The sequence below is a fragment of the Bacillus haimaensis genome (assembly GCF_048270625.1).
GTDB classification, from domain to species: domain Bacteria; phylum Bacillota; class Bacilli; order Bacillales; family Bacillaceae_I; genus Sutcliffiella_A; species Sutcliffiella_A haimaensis.
Genome location: NZ_CP158164.1, coordinates 4,123,530 through 4,142,351, shown reverse-complemented (window position 1 = coordinate 4,142,351; position 18,822 = coordinate 4,123,530). Strand labels below are relative to the sequence as shown.

At 42.7% G+C, this 18,822-nt stretch carries 16 protein-coding genes; 3 read left to right on the top strand and 13 right to left on the bottom strand.

Annotated features, from left to right (window positions below):
* Positions 1-43: 43 nt before the first annotated feature.
* From ABN702_RS21055 to ABN702_RS21040, 4 genes are all read right to left on the bottom strand, one after another.
* On the bottom strand, positions 44-1,147 hold the full coding sequence (locus tag ABN702_RS21055) for a GerAB/ArcD/ProY family transporter (protein WP_417898550.1): 1,104 nt from the start codon (positions 1,145-1,147) through the stop codon (positions 44-46).
* 69 nt (positions 1,148-1,216) lie between these two features.
* On the bottom strand, positions 1,217-1,450 hold the full coding sequence (locus tag ABN702_RS21050) for a hypothetical protein (RefSeq protein ID WP_417898549.1): 234 nt from the start codon (positions 1,448-1,450) through the stop codon (positions 1,217-1,219).
* Between the two features lies 1 nt (position 1,451).
* Positions 1,452-2,660: a Ger(x)C family spore germination protein gene (locus ABN702_RS21045; protein ID WP_417898548.1), complete on the bottom strand. Its 1,209-nt coding sequence runs from the start codon at positions 2,658-2,660 to the stop codon at positions 1,452-1,454.
* Positions 2,660-4,300: a spore germination protein gene (locus ABN702_RS21040; RefSeq protein ID WP_417898547.1), complete on the bottom strand. Its 1,641-nt coding sequence runs from the start codon at positions 4,298-4,300 to the stop codon at positions 2,660-2,662. The genes ABN702_RS21045 and ABN702_RS21040 overlap by 1 nt, the downstream gene beginning before the upstream one ends.
* 120 nt (positions 4,301-4,420) lie before the next feature.
* On the opposite strand from ABN702_RS21040, the gene ABN702_RS21035 reads away from it, so the two are divergent.
* On the top strand, positions 4,421-4,765 hold the full coding sequence (locus tag ABN702_RS21035) for a general stress protein (RefSeq protein ID WP_417898546.1): 345 nt from the start codon (positions 4,421-4,423) through the stop codon (positions 4,763-4,765).
* Between the two features lie 96 nt (positions 4,766-4,861).
* Here ABN702_RS21035 and ABN702_RS21030 read toward each other — a convergent pair whose 3' ends face one another.
* Positions 4,862-6,361: an aminotransferase class V-fold PLP-dependent enzyme gene (locus tag ABN702_RS21030; protein ID WP_417898545.1), complete on the bottom strand. Its 1,500-nt coding sequence runs from the start codon at positions 6,359-6,361 to the stop codon at positions 4,862-4,864.
* 166 nt (positions 6,362-6,527) lie between these two features.
* On the opposite strand from ABN702_RS21030, the gene ABN702_RS21025 reads away from it, so the two are divergent.
* A complete protein-coding gene (locus ABN702_RS21025) occupies positions 6,528-7,931 on the top strand; it encodes a hypothetical protein (RefSeq protein ID WP_417898544.1) in 1,404 nt (467 codons plus the stop codon).
* Positions 7,932-8,398: 467 nt separating this feature from the next.
* Here the strand turns inward: ABN702_RS21025 and ABN702_RS21020 are convergent, their stop codons facing one another.
* Complete coding sequence (locus ABN702_RS21020; protein ID WP_417898543.1) at positions 8,399-9,598, bottom strand: class I SAM-dependent rRNA methyltransferase; 1,200 nt, start codon at positions 9,596-9,598, stop codon at positions 8,399-8,401.
* Between the two features lie 126 nt (positions 9,599-9,724).
* Positions 9,725-12,466, bottom strand: coding sequence for a GTP-binding protein (locus ABN702_RS21015; RefSeq protein ID WP_417898542.1), 2,742 nt, complete (start codon positions 12,464-12,466; stop codon positions 9,725-9,727).
* A 284-nt stretch (positions 12,467-12,750) separates the two neighbouring features.
* Here ABN702_RS21015 and ABN702_RS21010 point away from each other — a divergent pair, with 284 nt between their 5' ends.
* Entirely contained in the window at positions 12,751-13,122 is a 372-nt protein-coding gene (locus ABN702_RS21010; RefSeq protein WP_417898541.1) for a VOC family protein, read from the top strand.
* A gap of 83 nt (positions 13,123-13,205) precedes the next feature.
* Here ABN702_RS21010 and ABN702_RS21005 read toward each other — a convergent pair whose 3' ends face one another.
* The 6 genes from ABN702_RS21005 to ABN702_RS20980 form a co-directional block, all read right to left on the bottom strand.
* On the bottom strand, positions 13,206-13,793 hold the full coding sequence (locus tag ABN702_RS21005) for a hypothetical protein (protein ID WP_417898540.1): 588 nt from the start codon (positions 13,791-13,793) through the stop codon (positions 13,206-13,208).
* 14 nt (positions 13,794-13,807) lie between these two features.
* A complete protein-coding gene (locus ABN702_RS21000; RefSeq protein ID WP_417898539.1) occupies positions 13,808-14,986 on the bottom strand; it encodes a hypothetical protein in 1,179 nt (392 codons plus the stop codon).
* 412 nt (positions 14,987-15,398) lie between these two features.
* On the bottom strand, positions 15,399-16,349 hold the full coding sequence (locus ABN702_RS20995; protein WP_417898538.1) for a PDR/VanB family oxidoreductase: 951 nt from the start codon (positions 16,347-16,349) through the stop codon (positions 15,399-15,401).
* An 18-nt stretch (positions 16,350-16,367) separates the two neighbouring features.
* Entirely contained in the window at positions 16,368-16,841 is a 474-nt protein-coding gene (locus ABN702_RS20990; RefSeq protein WP_417898537.1) for a dimethylamine monooxygenase subunit DmmA family protein, read from the bottom strand.
* A 13-nt stretch (positions 16,842-16,854) separates the two neighbouring features.
* A complete protein-coding gene (locus ABN702_RS20985) occupies positions 16,855-17,799 on the bottom strand; it encodes a heme-dependent oxidative N-demethylase family protein (protein WP_417898536.1) in 945 nt (314 codons plus the stop codon).
* A gap of 107 nt (positions 17,800-17,906) precedes the next feature.
* Positions 17,907-18,710: an alpha/beta fold hydrolase gene (locus tag ABN702_RS20980; RefSeq protein ID WP_417898535.1), complete on the bottom strand. Its 804-nt coding sequence runs from the start codon at positions 18,708-18,710 to the stop codon at positions 17,907-17,909.
* Between the last annotated feature and the right edge of the window lie 112 nt (positions 18,711-18,822).

Sequence of the window (18,822 nt, the reverse complement as noted above, 5' to 3'; positions counted from 1 at the left end):
AAATACCCTCCTTTTCATAGGATTTTACGTGTCCCAATTACTTTCAATAACCTATACCACTCCCCTTCATTTTCCTGAACACACCCAACACCCATATCAATAAAGGGAACACTAATCCGAAAATTAAGGTGTACGTTTCAAAAACTGGTGTAAATTCGATCAAATAGGAAGAATTCGGGAAAATGATTAAGGATAAAACAAAGAGGATGATCCCAATGGGAAAGGTCAAGCGTTTGTAATCTTTAATCTGCAGAGTCTGAGCAAGTCCCGTGGTTGTAATATAAGTAAGAATGGTGAGTTTCATAAAAACGGTAATAAACCAGATCAATGCCATCATTGCTTCAATCCGCTGAAAGAATTTCCCGATATTTATCCCTTTTGTTAAGTCATAGCTGGGATAGACACTTCGAGTCGTTTCATTCACTCCCATCACCAGCACAGACAAGGTGGATACAATAATTAATACCACCCCACCAATCAGCGCTCCTAGGAGAAACCCACTTCTCCTATCGTCAGGCTTATTGGTATAGGGAATGATCATTAAAAAGACAATCAATTCCAGAAAGGGAAAGGTCAGCAGTGAAATCGAAGCTCTAAAAATTGGTTTAAACCCAAATTCATAAACCGGCAGGATGTTTTGAATTTCCATTTTGGGAGAAATGCTGAAAAAAAGAACAAGAAAAAGGATGACAATGAAGGGCAGAAACACTTCCGATGCCCGTGCAAAAACCTCGAGTCCCAAACGTACAGCATAAAGGACAACAGCCAGGAAAAGGATAAGAATGGCATCTATTGGTGTTTCCACCATCATGACGGTCGTCATGAAATCCCCAATATCTCTTAAAACGAAGCTAGCCAGAAGTAAGGTAAAACAGCTAAAAAATACAAATGAAACTGTTTTACCAAGCCACTTTCCCAATATCACTTCCAGATATTGCGCTAGGTCCAACCCATTAAACTTTTGCGCTATCGAGCAGTATAGCAATACTGCCAAAAGACCCATTCCCAAACCAAGGAGCCCTGCAATCCAGCTATCTTGTTTTGCACTGAATGCTAAAATGGAAGGAATGATTAATATAGCTGTACCTACAGTATATAAGGCGACTAAAATCGTGAATTGTCGATTGCTTATTTTCCCTCTTTCCATGTAATCCCTCTTCAGATTAAATTATTTTCACCGTATTAAAATTCCCAAGAATTGAACGAGTCTTACCTTCTAAAAATTTAATATTTTCTTACTCAGGGGCTCTAATATTACTTTTATTAAATCCAACGGTGTCGGAAGTTGATAGTCCAGGCCATATGCAATCCATAGGGTAAAACCGATACTTAATAATATTACAAATACCCAGAACTCCTTTTTGTTCTGTTTCCTTTTTTGCCATAATATTTTTCCGTCCAGGATGATAATAAGGAGGGTTGCGGTTATTGCAATGATGATGCTCCACATATTATGGCCCCTCTAATTCTTTAATAAATGAATTTGCTCTTTTCCCGAATTTTCTAATGGATACATCTACTTCAACGTTTACTGTCATAGTTGAAAATTGTTCATCCCAAGTATTTTTCACCGATTTCCAGTATTTTGGATCTGACCGATGTATGTCTAGGCCAAAGCCGAATACATCTAGGCCATACTCTTTTTGTGCAGCATTAATGGACTGAATCATTACATCTTTTATGTCCTTTTCCGTTAACCTTTCAAGCTCTTTTATTGAGTTTTGTTTTGTTAAATCCACAGGACAACTTATTTCCCCAATGTTGCCCTCAGCTTTTAAAGTGACTTTCACATTGGGACGGTTCGACTTCACCTTGCTCTTTCTTTTTTGGCTCGTCCGAAGCAGTTCTATCGAGACATAGCCTTCTTCCCCACCAGGGCAAGGCACTACCACAATCGTACTTTTTACCTTGCCATTTATATAATTTACCCCTTTGCTTTCGTCCTCATTTAACCAACCTTGAAGTTTATCATTGTTAAAGACAGAAAAGTTGGTAAAATGCAGCTGGGCAGGAGGATCGCTTGATTGTACATTTTCCATCATTTTTCCTGTTTCGTAGTCTCCTATGATTTCAACTCCGGAAATGACCGGTTGTTTTCCGGGAACGACAAGTTCTTCAATCAACTCTCCAAGAGTAACTGCCAATGTTGGTGCCCAAACATCTTGTGAGGTTTCTAATTTTGTAAACATGTTTTGAGCAGGTATTTTTTCTACCGCTGGCATGATCGACAATATGTCTGACGCCTTCGAGTTTTTTGCTATCAATATAAAAAAGTCATAACGCAATTCTTGATCTCTTACTAAGAGGTCGAGTGATTCGCTGAATCCTTCCTTTGCTAAATCTTCTCCTATCACAAGGACCCGAAGGTGAGGATAGAAGGTTTTACGCGGTGCTTTAGTTGTGATTCTTCTTATCGCTTCAAAGATTGTTTTTCCTTTTTCTCGATATATCACAACAGGCGCCCTTGTTCCACTGCCCTGGAGATTAGAAATTTCTGCAGAATTCACTAATTGTACCGTGACGACGAATTGTTCCCCCTCTTTATCAATTCCCAATGCGACAGCTATCCCCAGTTCACCTAATTCGCGGTTATTCCAACAGCCTGAGGAGAAAAGAAGAAAAGGAATGGAAATAAGGATAAGAAATATACTTTTTTTCACTATCCCTCACTCCTTTTTCCGAATTGAATATTTTGGCCCGTCCCTTCACTTTCTCTGATGGAATTTTCTTTGCTGACAAGTCTTGGCCTTGTATACCTTTTCCAGGTTGGCAATCTCCATAATGTATCTTTTTGATCTTCATTTACAAACGGCGCAATCGGGGTCATGAAAGGAACTCCAAAAGATCGAAGACTGCATAAGTGGAGGGTAAGGAAAAACAGCCCTATCGCAATGCCGAATAATCCGAAAGTAGCGGCAAAAATGATAAAAGCAAATCGAAGTATCCGGATGGATATCGCCATGCTATAGGAAGGTAGGATAAAATTAGATATGGCCGTAATAGAGACTACGATCACCATCGTGGCAGAAACAATTCCTGCTTCTACCGCAGTTTGTCCTATCACTAATGCACCTACAATAGAAACTGTCTGCCCTATGGCTTTAGGAAGTCTCAACCCTGCCTCCCTTAAAATTTCAAGTGTGACCTCCATCAATAGTGCCTCGATAACAGCAGGAAAAGGCACTCCCTCCCGTTGTGCGGCTAAATCAATCAACAACGTGGTTGGAAGCATTTCCTGATGAAAATTTATGAGGGCAATATAAAGGGATGGGCCCAGCAACGAAACAAAAAAAGCTAGCACCCGAAGCATCCTCAATAGAGTCGCAATATCCCATCTCTGATAGTAGTCCTCTGCAGATTGGAAAAAGTGAGTAAACAAAGCAGGTGCCAAAAGAACAAAGGGTGTCCCATCCACTAAAATTGCTACTCTTCCTTCTAGCAGTCCCGCAGCTATGACATCAGGGCGTTCCGTATTATAGAGAGTGGGAAAGGGTGTGTAGGTTTTATCTTCTATAAGCTCTTCTATATAGCTGCTTTCCAGAATGGAATCTATTTCAATACGGTTAATGCGGTTCCGGACTTCTTCCACAATTTTCTCATTTGTTATTCCTTCTATATGTACAATGGCAATATCAGTTTTTGTGATCTTCCCGACTTGGAGTTCTTCTATTCTCAGAGAAGCGTGCTTTATCTTCCTGCGAACAAGTGAAGTGTTAGTCCGTAAGGTTTCGGTAAATGATTCTTTAGGACCTCTTACCACATTTTCTGTGGAAGACTCAGTGACCCCTCTTTCCTTCCAACCACAGGCATTTATTCTAAGTCCGGAAATCAACCCATCTATCAGGACCGCTACGCCTCCACAATTTATGGCACTCTCCAATTCATGAAGCTTATGAAATTCTGTTGTTTCCGCAATAGGGATGGATGTGCTCTCTATAAGTTTTGCTAAATCTTCTTTCTCCAATGAACCATCCGTTACTTGGTTGTCTTTCAGCTGAAACATGAAGGCTGCCATCAGATCCTCCATCATTTGTATATCTATAAGTCCATCAAGATAAATCAATCCTACATACAGTTTGTTATCTTCTCCAGATCGAATTTTTCTGATTACCAAATCAGAACTATTTCCATATAAATGTTTAATAGTAGCCAGATTCCGCTCTAAGTCCTTGTCCAATAGTTTGGAGTTATCTGTTTTCTGCGGTAATTCCTTTTGTACACTTGCCGGTTCGGTTTTTCTGGATTTTTTCTTGAAAAAGGACATAGAAATCGCTCCAGGCTTTTTTATGTAGTTTGCCATGGTTATACCGCATTATTCATCCCAGGTGTTAGATGCTTTACCAAAAAAAAATTTCACAAAGCATGTTTCACTTTTTGTGAGCCGGGTATTTTTATTACATAACCAAGGAGGCGATAGAATATGAAACCAACTTATAAAGAATTTCAAAACGATGAACAAGTAGTAGGAGCCGTACAGGAGCTGAAAACGAGAGGTGTGCATGAGAATGACATCTTTGTTATCACACATGATGATGATCGCACAAAGCGTGTAGCTGACAACGCGGATGCTAATACAGTTGGCGTTGGCGATGTTGGACTGGATACTTATGTGAAGAATGTTTTCCGTAGCAAAGGAGATGAGCTTCGTGCCCAATTCGAGGAGCTTGGATTCACTTCCGGTGAAGCGGAGCAGCTTGAAGAAAAGCTGGATCATGGAAAAGTCATTCTTGTCGTAAAAGACGCGACTGCGAGCCATACCTTTTAAGTAACCCTAGAATCTCCTTAGGAATATGAAAATAGTAAACTCCCCCCTTATATATAGAAAGAGGATGGTCCAAGTGGCCATCCTCTTTTGTGCTATCTAAATTTCAAACAGTTCTTCCACGTCTCGCTTTTTCCTTTTTATATAAAAATAGTCATTACTGCTTGCACAATACATGTACTCCCGCTTCCAATCCTCCTGATGACGAATGATGTGCTTAAGCGCGTCTACAAAATCGTATATCTCTGCATTTGTCATGGTGGGATGCATCGAAAACCTGATCCATCCCGGTTTGCCTGAGAGGTCCCCTTCAGAGATTTTATCGGTGATCTCTTTGGACACCGCTTCATCAATGTGAAATAAATAATGCCCATAGGTTCCTGCGCAGGAACAACCCCCTCTTACTTGAAAGCCGAAGCGGTCATTCAACAGTTTTACAACAAGATTGTAGTGCATGTCTCTGATACAAAAAGAAACGATGCCGATCCGGCTCTTTTTTTCCGCTTCGAGAACATGCACTTCCGGTAAAGAGGCCAGTTCACCAAGCAGGAGTGCAACCATTTCCTGTTCCCGTGCTACTATTTTCCCGACACCCATTTTTTCTTTGAGCCGGATGCAAAGCGCCGTGCGGATAGCCTGCAGGATACCCGGTGTACCCCCGTCCTCCCGCGTTTCAATATCATCAAAATACGCATGCCCGCCCCAAGGATTCGTCCAAGTGACGGTCCCGCCACCCGGATGGTCCGGCACCTTGTTGTGATAGAGCTTTTTATCAAAAAGCAGTACCCCGCTCGTGCCCGGCCCGCCTAAGAATTTATGAGGCGAAAACAGGATGGCATCCAGCTTTTCCAAAGGGTCCAAAGGGTGCATATCCATGTAAATATAGGGGGCAGCAGCTGCAAAGTCCACCACACAAACGCCTCCGAACTGGTGCATGACCTTCGCTAACTTCTGGTAAGGTGTCACGATCCCTGTCACATTCGAGCAGGCGGTAAAAGACCCGATTTTCCATTTACGATGCTGGTATTGTTCCAAAAGCGCCTTCAAATTCCGCGGACTGACATTTCCGCTCTTATCCGGCGGTACGACTACCACCTCCGCCAACGTCTCCTGCCAGGTCGTGTGGTTGGAATGGTGCTCCATATGTGTGATAAATACAATTGGCCGTTCCTCTTTTGGTAAATTGATCTGAGCCTTCCATGTTTCCGGACCGCGAAGCCCAAGTATTCTTTGGAATTTATTCATCACACTCGTCATCCCGAACCCGTCCATGATGAGAACATCCTCCTCGCTTGCATGGACATGCTGTTTGATGATGGTCCGGGCTTTTTGATAGGCTGCTGTCATAAAAGAACTGGTGGTATTGGACTCCGTGTGCGTATTTGCCATGAATGGACCGATTTTCTCTACGATCCTTTTTTCTATCGGTTCATATAACCGACCGCTTGCCGTCCAATCTGCATATCGGATTTCCTTTTCCCCTATTGGTGTTTTCATCTTGTGCCCGTTTCCGATAATTCCTGTTCTGAATGTGGAGAAATAAGATTCCAAATCTCCCCCATACTCCCTCCACTTACTCCCGATTCGAGCTGTTATCATCGATCCTCCACCTTATCCTCGCGCTTTTTTCACCCATTATATGTAAGGACGTGCAGTAAGGGAACATTCAAAGATTATCGGTTATTTCTCTTTCTTCCAGCTTTCGTGTTACAATTGAAACAGAAGCTATCTCTCAATACAGGTACAAACCATTGGAGGGAATAAAATGACGAAAATGACGTCCATTACCATTCAACACGATAAGCACTCCTTACTCCTCAAGCCAACCGGCCTATACATGTACCAAGGCTTTCAAGTCCTGGAGACTCAAGACACCAACCAGGCAGATTGCTATTACTTGTTTTTCCATAAAACCGATTACCTGACCGGAAAACATACAACCAAGATTAAAAGAAGCTCCAGACTAAGCACCATCCTGCAAAAAGGCATCTACCTGCCACCAACTCATCCATTCGTATCCTATCTGCTCACACATAATCGAATACACACCTTTCCAACCCTGAATCCGCTATGGGAAAGAATTCAGAAGAAGCACGCTCCCCTTGAAGCAGCGAACATACTGACCATCTTCGACTCCTATATAAAAAAGGAAAAAATCATAAAAGCAATCAAGGAGCTTGCCCTCCAGATGCGACGTGAAGGACAGCTTTTCCACACCTATCAAATGCTGCACCTGCTTTCTGATTTATACCCTTCCCACAAATGGGCAACTGAAATGTCCAAAAACCTGCAGTATCAGTCCTACCAATCACTCTATCAGTCAAGCCTTGCAACACTAGCTGCAAAAGACCCCTTATATGCCGAGCAATACTGTTATGAACGTCTCGAGGATAAAACATGCCTAGCAACCCTTCATCAGCTTTTGAAAAAGGAGGGCCGCATCTTGGAACTGCTCTGCATGTATGCACACTCTCTGATTCATGACTCCCCCACCCATGATTTCAATTACAAGCAATTAACAGCCTTATTCACCGCGAACCCTACCCTTGAGGGGAAAACGGATTATCTTGCCCATGTCGCCTCGGAGCGTTCTGTTCCACACGATAGACTATGGAAAGATCTCCTTGCTTTACTAAAGGAAGAAGGGCGCTATGAGGACGCTCTCCTGCTTTTAACCAAAAACAAATCTCCCATCTCCATGGAGAATTTCCCTTATCTACTGGAAATCCTGATTCATATCGACCCTTCCAAGTATGTAAATATGCTGGAGAACCTGAGCCTTCCACTTTCTGATGACATTTCAGCCAAACAAGCGCAGTCATTCTTCCAAGTGGTCATTCCCATCCTTCTGAAGGAAAAGGGCTTGGACTTTACCAACCAGTGGCTAAAGCCGTACTACGATCAGTACCCTACCGTGCCGGTCCTCCTGAAAATTAAAAAAATGGCCGTCCTGAAAGACGACCCGGATCAAATGTATGCCCTTGGCGAATTGTACTACCAAATGAAGCAGCTGAACGAAGCAGTAGAGTGCTTCAACTGGGAGCTCGAGCTCGATCCAACCGACATTCGCTCCATCAAATGGCTGACCAAGCTTTATCTGGAGCTTGGGATGGTAGAGGAATCGAAGTCCTATCAGTATATGTATCATCATCTGCAGAAGGGGTCTTGATGGTTGGTGAAAATGAGGCTCTGATGAACACCGCTAGTCTTTGACACGGCATAAAAAGAAAAAAACTCGTCAAATTGACGAGTTTTTACTTTTTTTGATGTCTGTTTATCAAGTTACATTCGCTTTTGGATGCTGGGAATCCGTATATCGATGGAAATTTTGATATATCAACGATTCCGGTCACGATATCGACGAAAATGAAAGGATATCGATGGAAATTTTGATTTAACAACGAAAAGAGGGTAGATATCGATAAAACGCATGTTTCGACAAAAATCATCCTCAAGGGCTGTAAAGTTGGCAGGGCTGGACCCCTTTTAAAGTGTTCGCTAGTGCAGGGGCTGGACCCGCTAGGATTGTGCAATAAATATGTTCCGTTCGGTATGGAAGAACATCTCTATAAAATTTTTAGGGTTGCGGGGCCAGACCCTCTCGCTGAATTTAGTGTCGTTTTAGAGTTTGTTTACTTACCCCAGCACTTGCACAAACACAACCTTCAAGTAGTTGCCTTCTTTGAAGGGCTTGATTGTGGCAAAATCGCTTGGTAAGGAGAATTCTTCTAGGATTTTGTATTTCTTTTTGTTGTCCTTGAAGGCCTGGTCGATAAAGCTTTTGAATTTATCCATTCCGAAGGTGCTGCAATTGGTGGAGGCTACGATGATTCCGTCCTTTTCCGTGATGTTTATGGCATCGCTGACCAGGCTGGTGTAGTCCTTAGCTGCACGGAATGTCACTTTTTTGGATCGTGCAAAGCTTGGGGGATCCATGATGACCATGTCGTATTTTAGGCCTTTTCTTTTGGCATATATGAAAAAGTGGAATACCTCCTCTACCAGAATGGACTGCGTTTTTTCGTCGACTCCATTGACGTTGAACTGCTCGATCGTCTTAGGAAGGCTGCGGTTAGCCAGGTCCACACTTGTTGTGTTAGCTGCCCCGCCAAGTGCCGCATAGACGGAGAATGCACCTGTATAGGAGAAGGTGTTCAGGACCGTCTTCCCTTTCGCATACTTGTCCCGGATCGTTTTTCTGACCTCGCGCTGATCCAGGAAAATCCCCACCATGGCGCCATCGTTCAGATAGACCGCAAAATTCACGCTATTCTCTTTAATCAAAAGAGGTTCCGGCGCTTTTTCCCCTGATACAAAATCATCATCCTCAACATAGGTGCCACCCTCTGTGTTGAATCTTTTCTTTTCATAGATTCCCTTTACATCGAGTACCTCCCCGATAGCGGCGAGCACTTCTTCCTTAAAGGTATAGATGCCTTTGCTGTACCAATTGATCACAAGATAGCCATCAAAATACTCGATGGTAAATCCGCCGATTCCGTCGCCTTCCCCATTAAAAAGGCGATAGGCTGTGGTGGAATCATCCTTCATGAGTGATTCCCTTTTACCAAAAGCCATCTGGAGTTTCCGTACAAAAAAACGGGTATCCAATTCCTCATTTTCATTGTTGGTGACGATCCAGCCGTAACCTTTATTCTGATTTCCGTAGTACCCTTTCCCGAGAAATATGTTGCCCTCGTCCACCAATTTCACGAGGACCCCCTCTTCCTTCAGGTCTTTGCCGTTGATAATGGCCTCTTTTGTGATTAGAGGATATCCGGCCTTATACTGTTTGCTGAATTTATTTTTTACTCTTAATGTGATTTCCTGTCGCATCCTGTCATCCATTCTTTTTATATTTTATTCTAGTATAACTCATTTACTCTTTCGGGGTATTTTATACATTTACCCACAAAGATAAGGCCTCTATCCGGTGAATAATGGATAGAGGCCTGTAAATGGTTAATGTGTCGGTATATTGGCATTGTCCTCGCAGACTTTTACCATGAATTCGTATTGAAGCAGTCTTACTTCAAATAGCTTAAGAGGGTCATAATAACGCTCAGGGCTGGCTTTCATCTGCTCCAGCTTCAGGTTGGCATCTTCAATGGTCTGCCCGGTATCTGTGACAGTATTATTCAGTTCTGTGAAAGGTGCCTGGTAGAACATGCTGACATCGGCTTTTAATGCCTTTTCAAACAGGTCGAATTCCAGGAAGAACTTTCTGATGACTGACTCTGTCACATCTTCAAATCTTTCATTCTCAATGTATTTCTTATATTGGTTGTAAAGCAGCTGGTTGTTGCTTTGAATGGACCCAAACAGGCGCCCTGCACTCTTTAGCAGGAATTGTGTCGTGTTAGGACGGTTCAGGATGTTTTCCTTTTCCACGTCAGCCCTGCTAAGCATACGGTTGATGTCTCTGCGCCAGTCCTCAATTACTTTAAAGTCGCAATCCAATTTCATGCGATCCTCTTTGTAAAGACCATTAAAGGTTTGGCTCATATCTCTCAGGTATTCCTGACTTTCGAGGAGCTCCCTGTTTGAGGAATCCAGCCATAGCTGCAGTTCGTGGCGGAATCTAGGCAATAGATCCTCCTGCATGTAAAGTTGGATCTTTTCATTCATCCTTTCATTCAGTTCATGATGCAGATTACTGAAATTGCTATCCTCTTTTACATAACTTGAGCACTCTCTAAGCAGCTTCGGAATGGTAAGCTTCACTTCTCGTTTCATTTCCTGGGTTACTGCGCGATAATTCTCTGAAACTGTACGGATTTTCTCAAGCTCCGCATCCTGCAGGTGATGGATGAAGCCTCTGAGTCTGCCTAAAATATCCTCATTGAAAGCAACCGTACTCACCAGGTTATCCTCCATCGCAATTCGACTGTTCAAGAGCTCAGTCAATGTCGAACGGATAAGTTGCAACAGCTTGGATGTGCGTCGCTCCTCCACAGCCTTGTTGCGCAACTTGAAGTTGGCGTCCATGAAGGTAACCAGACCAGGATGCTGCTTATTCGCCCCGCGCAGGGAGGAGTATGGATACACCCTTGCATCCGGGAAGAATTCGTTGATCCTGTTTTTCGTCTCCTCGATAATCTGCGCAGCTTCCGCCTCATGAAAAGCGGTATCCATTTTATTTATCACAAAATGCACGGGAATCTCCGGTGCACGTTCTTTTATTTTCACAAGCACATGCAGCTCTTCCTCCGTAAACGGAGTTTGAGCATCCAATACGTACAATAGTCCATCCGATAATGGGACAAAATCAAGGGTTTCGTTGCCCTCCACATTTTTCACATCAAATTCAGAAGTACTGATAAGCGAGTAATTCTGTTCTTCCAGGAAGGTGGATGGCCATTTCAGGTCAATGATCGCTCCTGCTTGATGTTCCCCTAAATCATTCAATACCCTTGTCCCCTGAACCGTAATTTCGTTCAATTCAGCCTTATCTTCGTCAGCCCTGATAAAGATCGGGCATGTCTCATCCCCTAACAGCTTTTCCCCTATCAAGGAGTTCAAGAAGGATGTTTTACCATTCTGAGCTGTACCGGTTACGACAATATGCTTTTGGTTCAGGTTGGTCAGCTGGGTAAATAGCCACTTCTTCTGATGGCCCACCTCAAGATGGTTGTTCTTCGCCCAATTGATCAATGTTTTGAACAATTCAACGGTATAGCCTACCTGGATGCTGTCATGCTCATAACGGAAGATGCGAGTTTCGGCATCATGCAGCGTATCCGCCGAAATGGCAGTCGGAAACACTTCCGCCCATGACATGACCGCAGCCGCTGCAAACAATGAATTGGACTGATTGGAAATCTTCAGCCAGTTGCTTAAAAGATCAGGGACTATCCCCTCCAATTCTCTAACCAGATATTTTCCATCAATCAGATCAAGATAGGTTGTCTGGTGAAGATCTGCCACCACATTCCAGGAAACAGAAGAATTCTTCTCCAGGTTCAGGAACACGGCATTGATCGTTTTTATCCACGAAAGGTATAACGGGTGGTTTTTATAGCTGTTCCACAAGCCAGCCGTCACTTCTTCAAATACGTGCTTGTCAGCTTCCAGCAATGTCATCAGGACGTCATGGAAATATTCAGGTGCGAAGCCTTCAGCGTGGCGCTCCTGCTGCACATAGAGGTTCAATCGGTCAAACCAGTGCGGTGACCTCAAACGAATGGACTCATTGACCGAAAGCTCTATCGCATGGTTCCAATCCTCCTGCTCTTCATAGAACAACCTTGCAGTGGATGTCACTTCCGGATAATCAGGGTCGACGGAGATCGCTTTACGCAATTGCTTATACGCACCCTCCAGCTTCTCCCTTTCCACATACAGATTGAAAAGCTGCATTGCCACTTCCACCCGCAAAACATAGTTATCGGTATGGATTTGCGTGTAGATATCCTCCGCCTCTACCAGCATCCCCAACTCGTAATAGGCATCTGCAATATTCTTTTTCGCCCATGGCGCCAGTTCATTGTGAATATTTTCCCACTTAAAGATGGCACTCTCATAATCCTTGCTATGAAAATACACCTCTCCCTGGGCAAAGCGAATAAAGGAGAGATCATACACTTCCTTTGTCTGTTCTGCCAAAAATGCCTCTCCAAGCACCTGGACAGGATGTTTCGTTTCGATATCGAGCATAAATGTTTCAAAATACGTCTTATTAATGAATTTGCTTTCCGTAGTCATTTTTCCCTCCACCAATCTTTATTTCTGCTTATTTTAAAAGAGAAAAGTAATCTAATGGTTCTAGTAGCTTCGTCTCTTGATAGAAAATATACTATTCTGCTATATAGTTCGTCAGTCATTTCGTTTTTAGGACCATTCTATACTATACCCTTTTACTTATTGGTATAACTTTTCCTGTCTGAAAAAAATTCGACACATTTCTATCGTACTTGCTTGATAAATAGATATTCCATCTGGGATAATTTAATTGGTGGAATAATCGGAAAATAACAGGAGGATTTTTTATGCAAATCAAGCAGATCGGTCAAATAGGGATACCCGTAAAGGATTTTGATAGAGGCGTCGCCTTCTATAAAGAAAAATTGACACTTCCTTTGCTGTTTTCAACTGGGAATCTAGCTTTCTTTGATTGCAATGGAGTCAGACTGCTTCTTAGCCTTCCCGAAAGAGAGGAATTTGCAATTGCCAGCTCGATCCTTTATTTTACTGTAGAGGATATCCAGGCTTCCTATGATGAAATGGTGAAAAACGATGTAAGGTTTCTGGATGAACCACATGTAGTTGCTAAAATGGGAGATACAGAGACTTGGATGACCTTCTTTTCGGATGAAGAGGGGAATACACATGCACTAATGAGTGAAGTTACCGTATCCTAAGCTTACTTGCGTTTCCGTGAAGCTTCTCAAATACATTTTACATGCAAAAGAGGGCGCCCAGTTCGTTGGCGCCCTCTTTACTTCTATTTATTCATATGTGCCAGAAAATCCCCCAGCAGCTTATCTACATCTTCCACATCAAGCTCTTCAGGCTCCTCTTCACCGGACGCCTGTTCCTGTAAGGCTTTATCCCAATCAAAGGAGTCCAGATCATCGTCTCCATTTAGATCGATTGGAGCAGTTTCCTCTTGAATGGATGCTTCCTGCTCTTCATATCTAGCAGGGATATCCTCCTGAAGATAGAGAGCTTGATCGATATCAGTCGAGTTGCTATTCATCGCGGCCAGAATACTGGTGGCACGAACAGGATCAGTTAGCAATTGATACACGATACTCCCAAGCAACGCCTCTGAATGCTGATGCTTCAACCAGTCTCTTTGATTTTTGCTAAGAGAGTTCGGCAATGGAATGGAAATGGTTTCTTTTTCCCGTGCACTTGAGGTCGTAACTCCTTGCATGACAAACTCCGCTATCTTACTGGAAAAATTTCTTCTCTCTGTTTCCTTTAGCTTTTGCAGATGCTTCAGCAGATGGTCCGGAGTATCAGAGGGAATCCGGAAAGATATGGCCTGTCCTCGTTTTATTTCGTTCAGGGAGCCGGTTTTCTTCATAGAATCACCTTATTTTACGCTTTTACAGCTTTTTGGTCTTTCGGTTCTTTCGCTTTATCAGACTTCTTTTTGAAATCAGCTATAAGCTTATAGTAGGCATTCGCCATCATCCAGATGCTTTCCTTCTCATCCTCAAAGAAATCGATGTTATAGCCATCCAAGCTGTTGTTTAGTGTCTTCAGATAGTCCTTCAATACCGTTGCTCCACCGCCAACAAAATAGCAGATCTCCGTCTGGGAGTTTTTCAGCCACACATTACGCAGTAGGCGGTATTGTTTTTTCGCCAAATCAAGCAGGATTCTATCAGTAATATCATGTACGCTTGTTCTGCTTCCGCGCACCATGATGTGGTTACGATCATTCTTCTTTGTGATGATCTCGACAACATCCCTACGGCTATCAAGCTCCACGCCGTGCTTGGAACGAATCTCTTCTCTGATCTGCTCCAACGCTTCGGACACACCAAGGTTGAACCCTTGTGCTTTGTCATCGTCCACATTACGGTTTTTAATGACAGCGATATCCGTCGATAAACCACCGATATCCTGGATCAGGATGCGTTTATCAATAAGGTCTTTATTGATGATGTTTGCATTGTTATCCATCACAAGATTGATGTATGCAGCGAATCCTTCAGGGTAGACCTTCACTTCGTCAAATTTGATATTCACTTTCAAACCTTGATATTTCGGGGTAATAAGGAACTCTACCTGGTGAACAGAACCAAGCAGTTTGGAACGGTAGCCAGCGTCTTTACCTTCCTTCACTTCTCTCAATGGAAGTCCGGTTCCTAACGTGTAATTTGCATCAATCACATTTTTATTGCGTGTAAAGTGCTTTTCATTTCTTGCATTTACAGCATCCAACGCTAATGTAGCAAATAGCATGATCAATGTTTGGTCTTCCTCAGACTTGCTGCTTCCTGGGTCCAATTCTGTCGCATTATTGCTTTTGGTAGCTAGGTTACCAATACGATAGATGCTGTTGTTATCTTTCAGGGCAGGGGAGTGGAGACGAACATGCAGACCATCCAGTGGATCCTTATTGTCAAGCTCTTCGATTCCGATAACAGGACGATCCTCAATATCTCTAGCTACTACGTTCGGAATATTTAATTCGGAGTCCATGTGGCCAAAAATAGCTTTAATAGAATCATTACCTACGTCAACTGCTGCAATTCTTGAATAAGTCATTTGTTCATCTTCCTTTCTTTTCCTGGTTCATAAGTATCTTTCCATATGTAGCAAATAAATCTAGTCTGTATATCTTAAGCCTACAGAATGTTTGTCTACTATTCAATCATTCTTGCAATTCGTAATGAAAGTGTAAAAAATGTATACGTTTCTGTAAACTTCATTTACTTGTATACACTTACCGTTTACAACAAACACAAACCTGTACACATCCTTATATACCAACATGTTTACGGTTTTGTATACACGTAAACTGAATTGTAAACTTTTGTTTACTTTTATGTGTACAAGTATACAAAAAGTGTAAACATGTAGAAAATGGATATTTCTCTATCTATCACTCCCCTCCCCTCTTGTGAAAAAAAGAGCGGGGCACCATTAGAAAAACGATACCCCGTATGCACCTTAATAATTATTGCTTATCCAAATCAATCCGTAATCTTGTAATTGAACGTGAAACACAGCTGACAATCACATCCTGTGCATTCTTCTCGTCTTCCGTTAAGAAGGTATCCAGGTGAACAATCTCTCCTTCCAGAACACGCAACTCACAGGTACCGCATTTTCCCACCTTGCATGAATATGGAATCTCTATTCCGGCTTCATGCAGTGAATCAAGTAAACTCTTATCAGCTGGTACAGAAATCGACATTCCATTGCTAAGTTCTGCAATAAAAGAGGAAGAAGCACGAATGATAGGAGGAGAAAAGTGCTCACTGTGTATACTGGAGGCAGGATAGCCAATATCTTTACACATTTGAATATGGGTGGAAATGAACGAGTCCGGGCCGCAAAAGTAAACATGCGTACCTATCCTGTGGTCGGAAAGCCCCTCCCCTTTTAACCGTTGACCCTTCCCGGAAAAGTAGAAACGGGTTTCTTTTGAATAATACTCAAGCAAAAAGGAATAAAACGCACATTTATCTTCACTCTTGGCTGCATAATGAAGCTCGAAAGGCTTTCCCCTACTTCGCAGATCGGCCATCATGGATAAAAACGGTGTGATTCCGATACCTGCTGCATAAAACACATGGTGCTTGGCTCTATAGCTTAAGGGGAAGTGGTTTTTGGGATAGCTTATTTCTAAGATGTCTTTTTCTCTTGCTTGCCGATGCAGATACGCAGAACCCCCCTTTGAATTTGCTGCATGCGCAACAGCAATCTTATACGATCGAGAATCATCTGGACTGCTTATCAAGGAATAATGTCTGATTAAAGTAGAAGTAGGTAGAAAGATTTTGATATGTGCTCCACCGCTAAATGCCGGCAAAGAATTTCCATCTGCAGAAACCAGGTTAAATGATTTCACCGCAGATGTTTCCATTTTTATGGAATCTATGATTACTTTAAGCTTCTTTTCCACCAAATTAGGCCTACCTTTCTATTGAATGTCTGTATACCCTAAATACGCTTCTTTATTTTTTGAAAAATGGTCGGAAATCGTTAAGGAAATTCCACATTCTGGGCATTTCGTGCAAAAAAGAATATTCTCCACCTTTGTTACTCCATGACACCTACAGCAAAAAACAGCTTTTTCCTGTTCTCCGATTCCCCGATACTGTGCCTCTTCATCTGTAAAACCTACATCGATTGCGATATGTTTTATCACATTCAACATATCCCACGAAGCCGCAACATAAAGGTACGTCCCCATTTTTTGTTTGAAAAGCCTCTCTTCCATTTCTGTATGCCATACAGTAAAATCCTTAACGCAAGCTACTTGGAACAGCTCATAAGAGGCTTGGTCAGATTGGACGTGCATCATGACTTCCGCAACCTCTGAAAACCCTGCTTCGTCGACACAGAATACATAATGCTTTTTGTACGGAACATAGGTTAGTGTGATTCTCTCCATCGCCAGCTCTCCCCTATTCTCTTACTCTCTCATTCAAATAATCAATGACCGCCTCCCGATATAGGGCAATGCCTTTGTATTCGTATATGTAGGAAGGAAGTTCTGCCAAAATAGAGGAAAACTGCTTTGCCCACTCCACATTTCCGGAAAATGCCTCCAGAGAAAGTAGATGTGTATGAATGGAAAACAGAATGGAATGTGTCCTTGGAAGGCGAAACAGTTTTTGCACCTCCACCCGAAGATGTACCAGCTCCCCTACATTGTCCTTCGTGACTTGCCTTCTTGCCTGGCCCCAATCGTGGAATGTCTCCAAGGGAGTATCCAGCCTGTTCCCGGCCATCATCTGCCAGTTGGTCCTTACCCACGGGGCTCCATCCTCAATTTTTAAAATAAATGCTTGGATGCGGTCCACCAAATCGTTGTCCTTGAAGCCCGGTATCGGATGATGGAGCTCCTTAAAGCTCATCCCCAGGTTGAAGGCAAGCGACCAGTTGGCAGGAAAACAGAGCTGTCCTGCATCCAAAAAAAGCTCCCTGTCCTTCTGGATCATCAGGATCAGGTCTTCCTGAACATGCCGTCCGATAAAATCCAAAGGCTCCACGGGAAGAGAGCTGGCATCCCCAAAGATAAACGAATGTTGCTCGTTCAAGACCTTATTAGAAAAGCACCATTCCTTCCCTTTCTTCAGAAGACTGAACTTTTCCGGGAAATAAGTGGCCAGGTTATCCGCGACAAGGGCAAATGCCTCCCATTGAGCCTCCATCGTAGTTGGCAAGGATTGATAGCAACGCTCCGGATGTTCTTCAAGAAGCTTTCTTTTGATTTGGACTTCTCTCTCATAGTGATCGGTACAATCGATACTGGAGGGCGGATCTAACAGGATGGAATTATTCGTATACCGAAAACTCTTCCCCTTAAATGGATATGGAAAATTTTCACGATTATTGTACACTTCCATTACAGGCACCACTTTCAGAATATTATATATATTCATGTTAGGGTATTATTTACTGTTTCGCAATATGAAAAAGAAGGATGGAAGTCATTTTGACTCCATCCTCCTTATTAAAGACTTTTAATGAAGCGTTCCAACTCACGATTAAATCTTTCTGGTTCTTCAAGAAACGGACAATGACAGCTGTCTTCAAAGAAGACAAGTTCCGAATTGGGCAGATTGTCGCGAAGATGTTCACCCGCTGTAACAGGAATCAGCTTTTCTTCCCTTCCAAAACAAAGAAGAGTCGGCACTTGAATCGAAGCAAGAGAGGCTCGATAATCCACTACAGACTGATCAAAGAGAATGGCACTCGCAACTCCGGCAGGCAGGCTATTGGTCTCCTCCAGCATCCACGTCATTTCCTCTTCTTCTACATCCTTTTTAAACATAAGTGGAATAAACCCTTTCAGGAATTCCTCTCTATTTTCTTGGACCTCCCTCATGAAATGCGTCAAGGTTGCGAGGTCAAAGGCGCCTATAGGATAATCCGGCCATTTGTAGTCAGATGCCAACTCATCCACAATCACGGTTCCTTTTACATTATCCTCTCCGTACTGCTGTAAATACTCCCATACTACAAATGCCCCCATCGACCAGCCTACCAGCACAACATCCTTCAATACTAGTTTTTGGATAAATTTATGCAGATCTTCAGCATACGTTTTAATCGTATGGCCATCTTGATTCTTGCTCGACCTTCCATGCCCTCTTAAATCCAATGTAATGGCTCGATGCTCCTCTTTGAAATGAGGTATTTGATTGCGAAAGAATCTACTACTCATCCAAACCCCATGAATGAACAGAACCGGTGTCCCTTCTCCCTCATCCTCGTAATAAAGCTCCACTCCTGGTTTAACTTCTAAAAAAGCCATCCTCTCACCACCCCTTCATATCACTACTAGATTATATATTCAGGGAGGAATTTAAATATTAATCACCTACAAAAAAGAGTGATTGCCGCATTACGGGAAATCACTCTAGAGA

Excerpts from the sequence above, each read along its gene's own strand:
- ABN702_RS21000 (WP_417898539.1), bottom strand. The coding sequence starts at position 14,986 with ATGACTTATTCAAGAATTGCAGCAGTTGACGTAGGTAATGATTCTATT.
- ABN702_RS20985 (WP_417898536.1), bottom strand. The coding sequence starts at position 17,799 with ATGGAAGTGTACAATAATCGTGAAAATTTTCCATATCCATTTAAGGGG.
- ABN702_RS21055 (WP_417898550.1), bottom strand. The coding sequence starts at position 1,147 with ATGGAAAGAGGGAAAATAAGCAATCGACAATTCACGATTTTAGTCGCC.
- ABN702_RS21040 (WP_417898547.1), bottom strand. The coding sequence starts at position 4,300 with ATGGCAAACTACATAAAAAAGCCTGGAGCGATTTCTATGTCCTTTTTC.
- ABN702_RS21010 (WP_417898541.1), top strand. The coding sequence starts at position 12,751 with ATGCAAATCAAGCAGATCGGTCAAATAGGGATACCCGTAAAGGATTTT.
- ABN702_RS21035 (WP_417898546.1), top strand. The coding sequence starts at position 4,421 with ATGAAACCAACTTATAAAGAATTTCAAAACGATGAACAAGTAGTAGGA.
- ABN702_RS20990 (WP_417898537.1), bottom strand. The coding sequence starts at position 16,841 with ATGGAGAGAATCACACTAACCTATGTTCCGTACAAAAAGCATTATGTA.
- ABN702_RS21005 (WP_417898540.1), bottom strand. The coding sequence starts at position 13,793 with ATGAAGAAAACCGGCTCCCTGAACGAAATAAAACGAGGACAGGCCATA.
- ABN702_RS20980 (WP_417898535.1), bottom strand. The coding sequence starts at position 18,710 with ATGGCTTTTTTAGAAGTTAAACCAGGAGTGGAGCTTTATTACGAGGAT.
- ABN702_RS21015 (WP_417898542.1), bottom strand. The coding sequence starts at position 12,466 with ATGACTACGGAAAGCAAATTCATTAATAAGACGTATTTTGAAACATTT.
- ABN702_RS21050 (WP_417898549.1), bottom strand. The coding sequence starts at position 1,450 with ATGTGGAGCATCATCATTGCAATAACCGCAACCCTCCTTATTATCATC.
- ABN702_RS21020 (WP_417898543.1), bottom strand. The coding sequence starts at position 9,598 with ATGCGACAGGAAATCACATTAAGAGTAAAAAATAAATTCAGCAAACAG.
- ABN702_RS21030 (WP_417898545.1), bottom strand. The coding sequence starts at position 6,361 with ATGATAACAGCTCGAATCGGGAGTAAGTGGAGGGAGTATGGGGGAGAT.
- ABN702_RS21025 (WP_417898544.1), top strand. The coding sequence starts at position 6,528 with ATGACGAAAATGACGTCCATTACCATTCAACACGATAAGCACTCCTTA.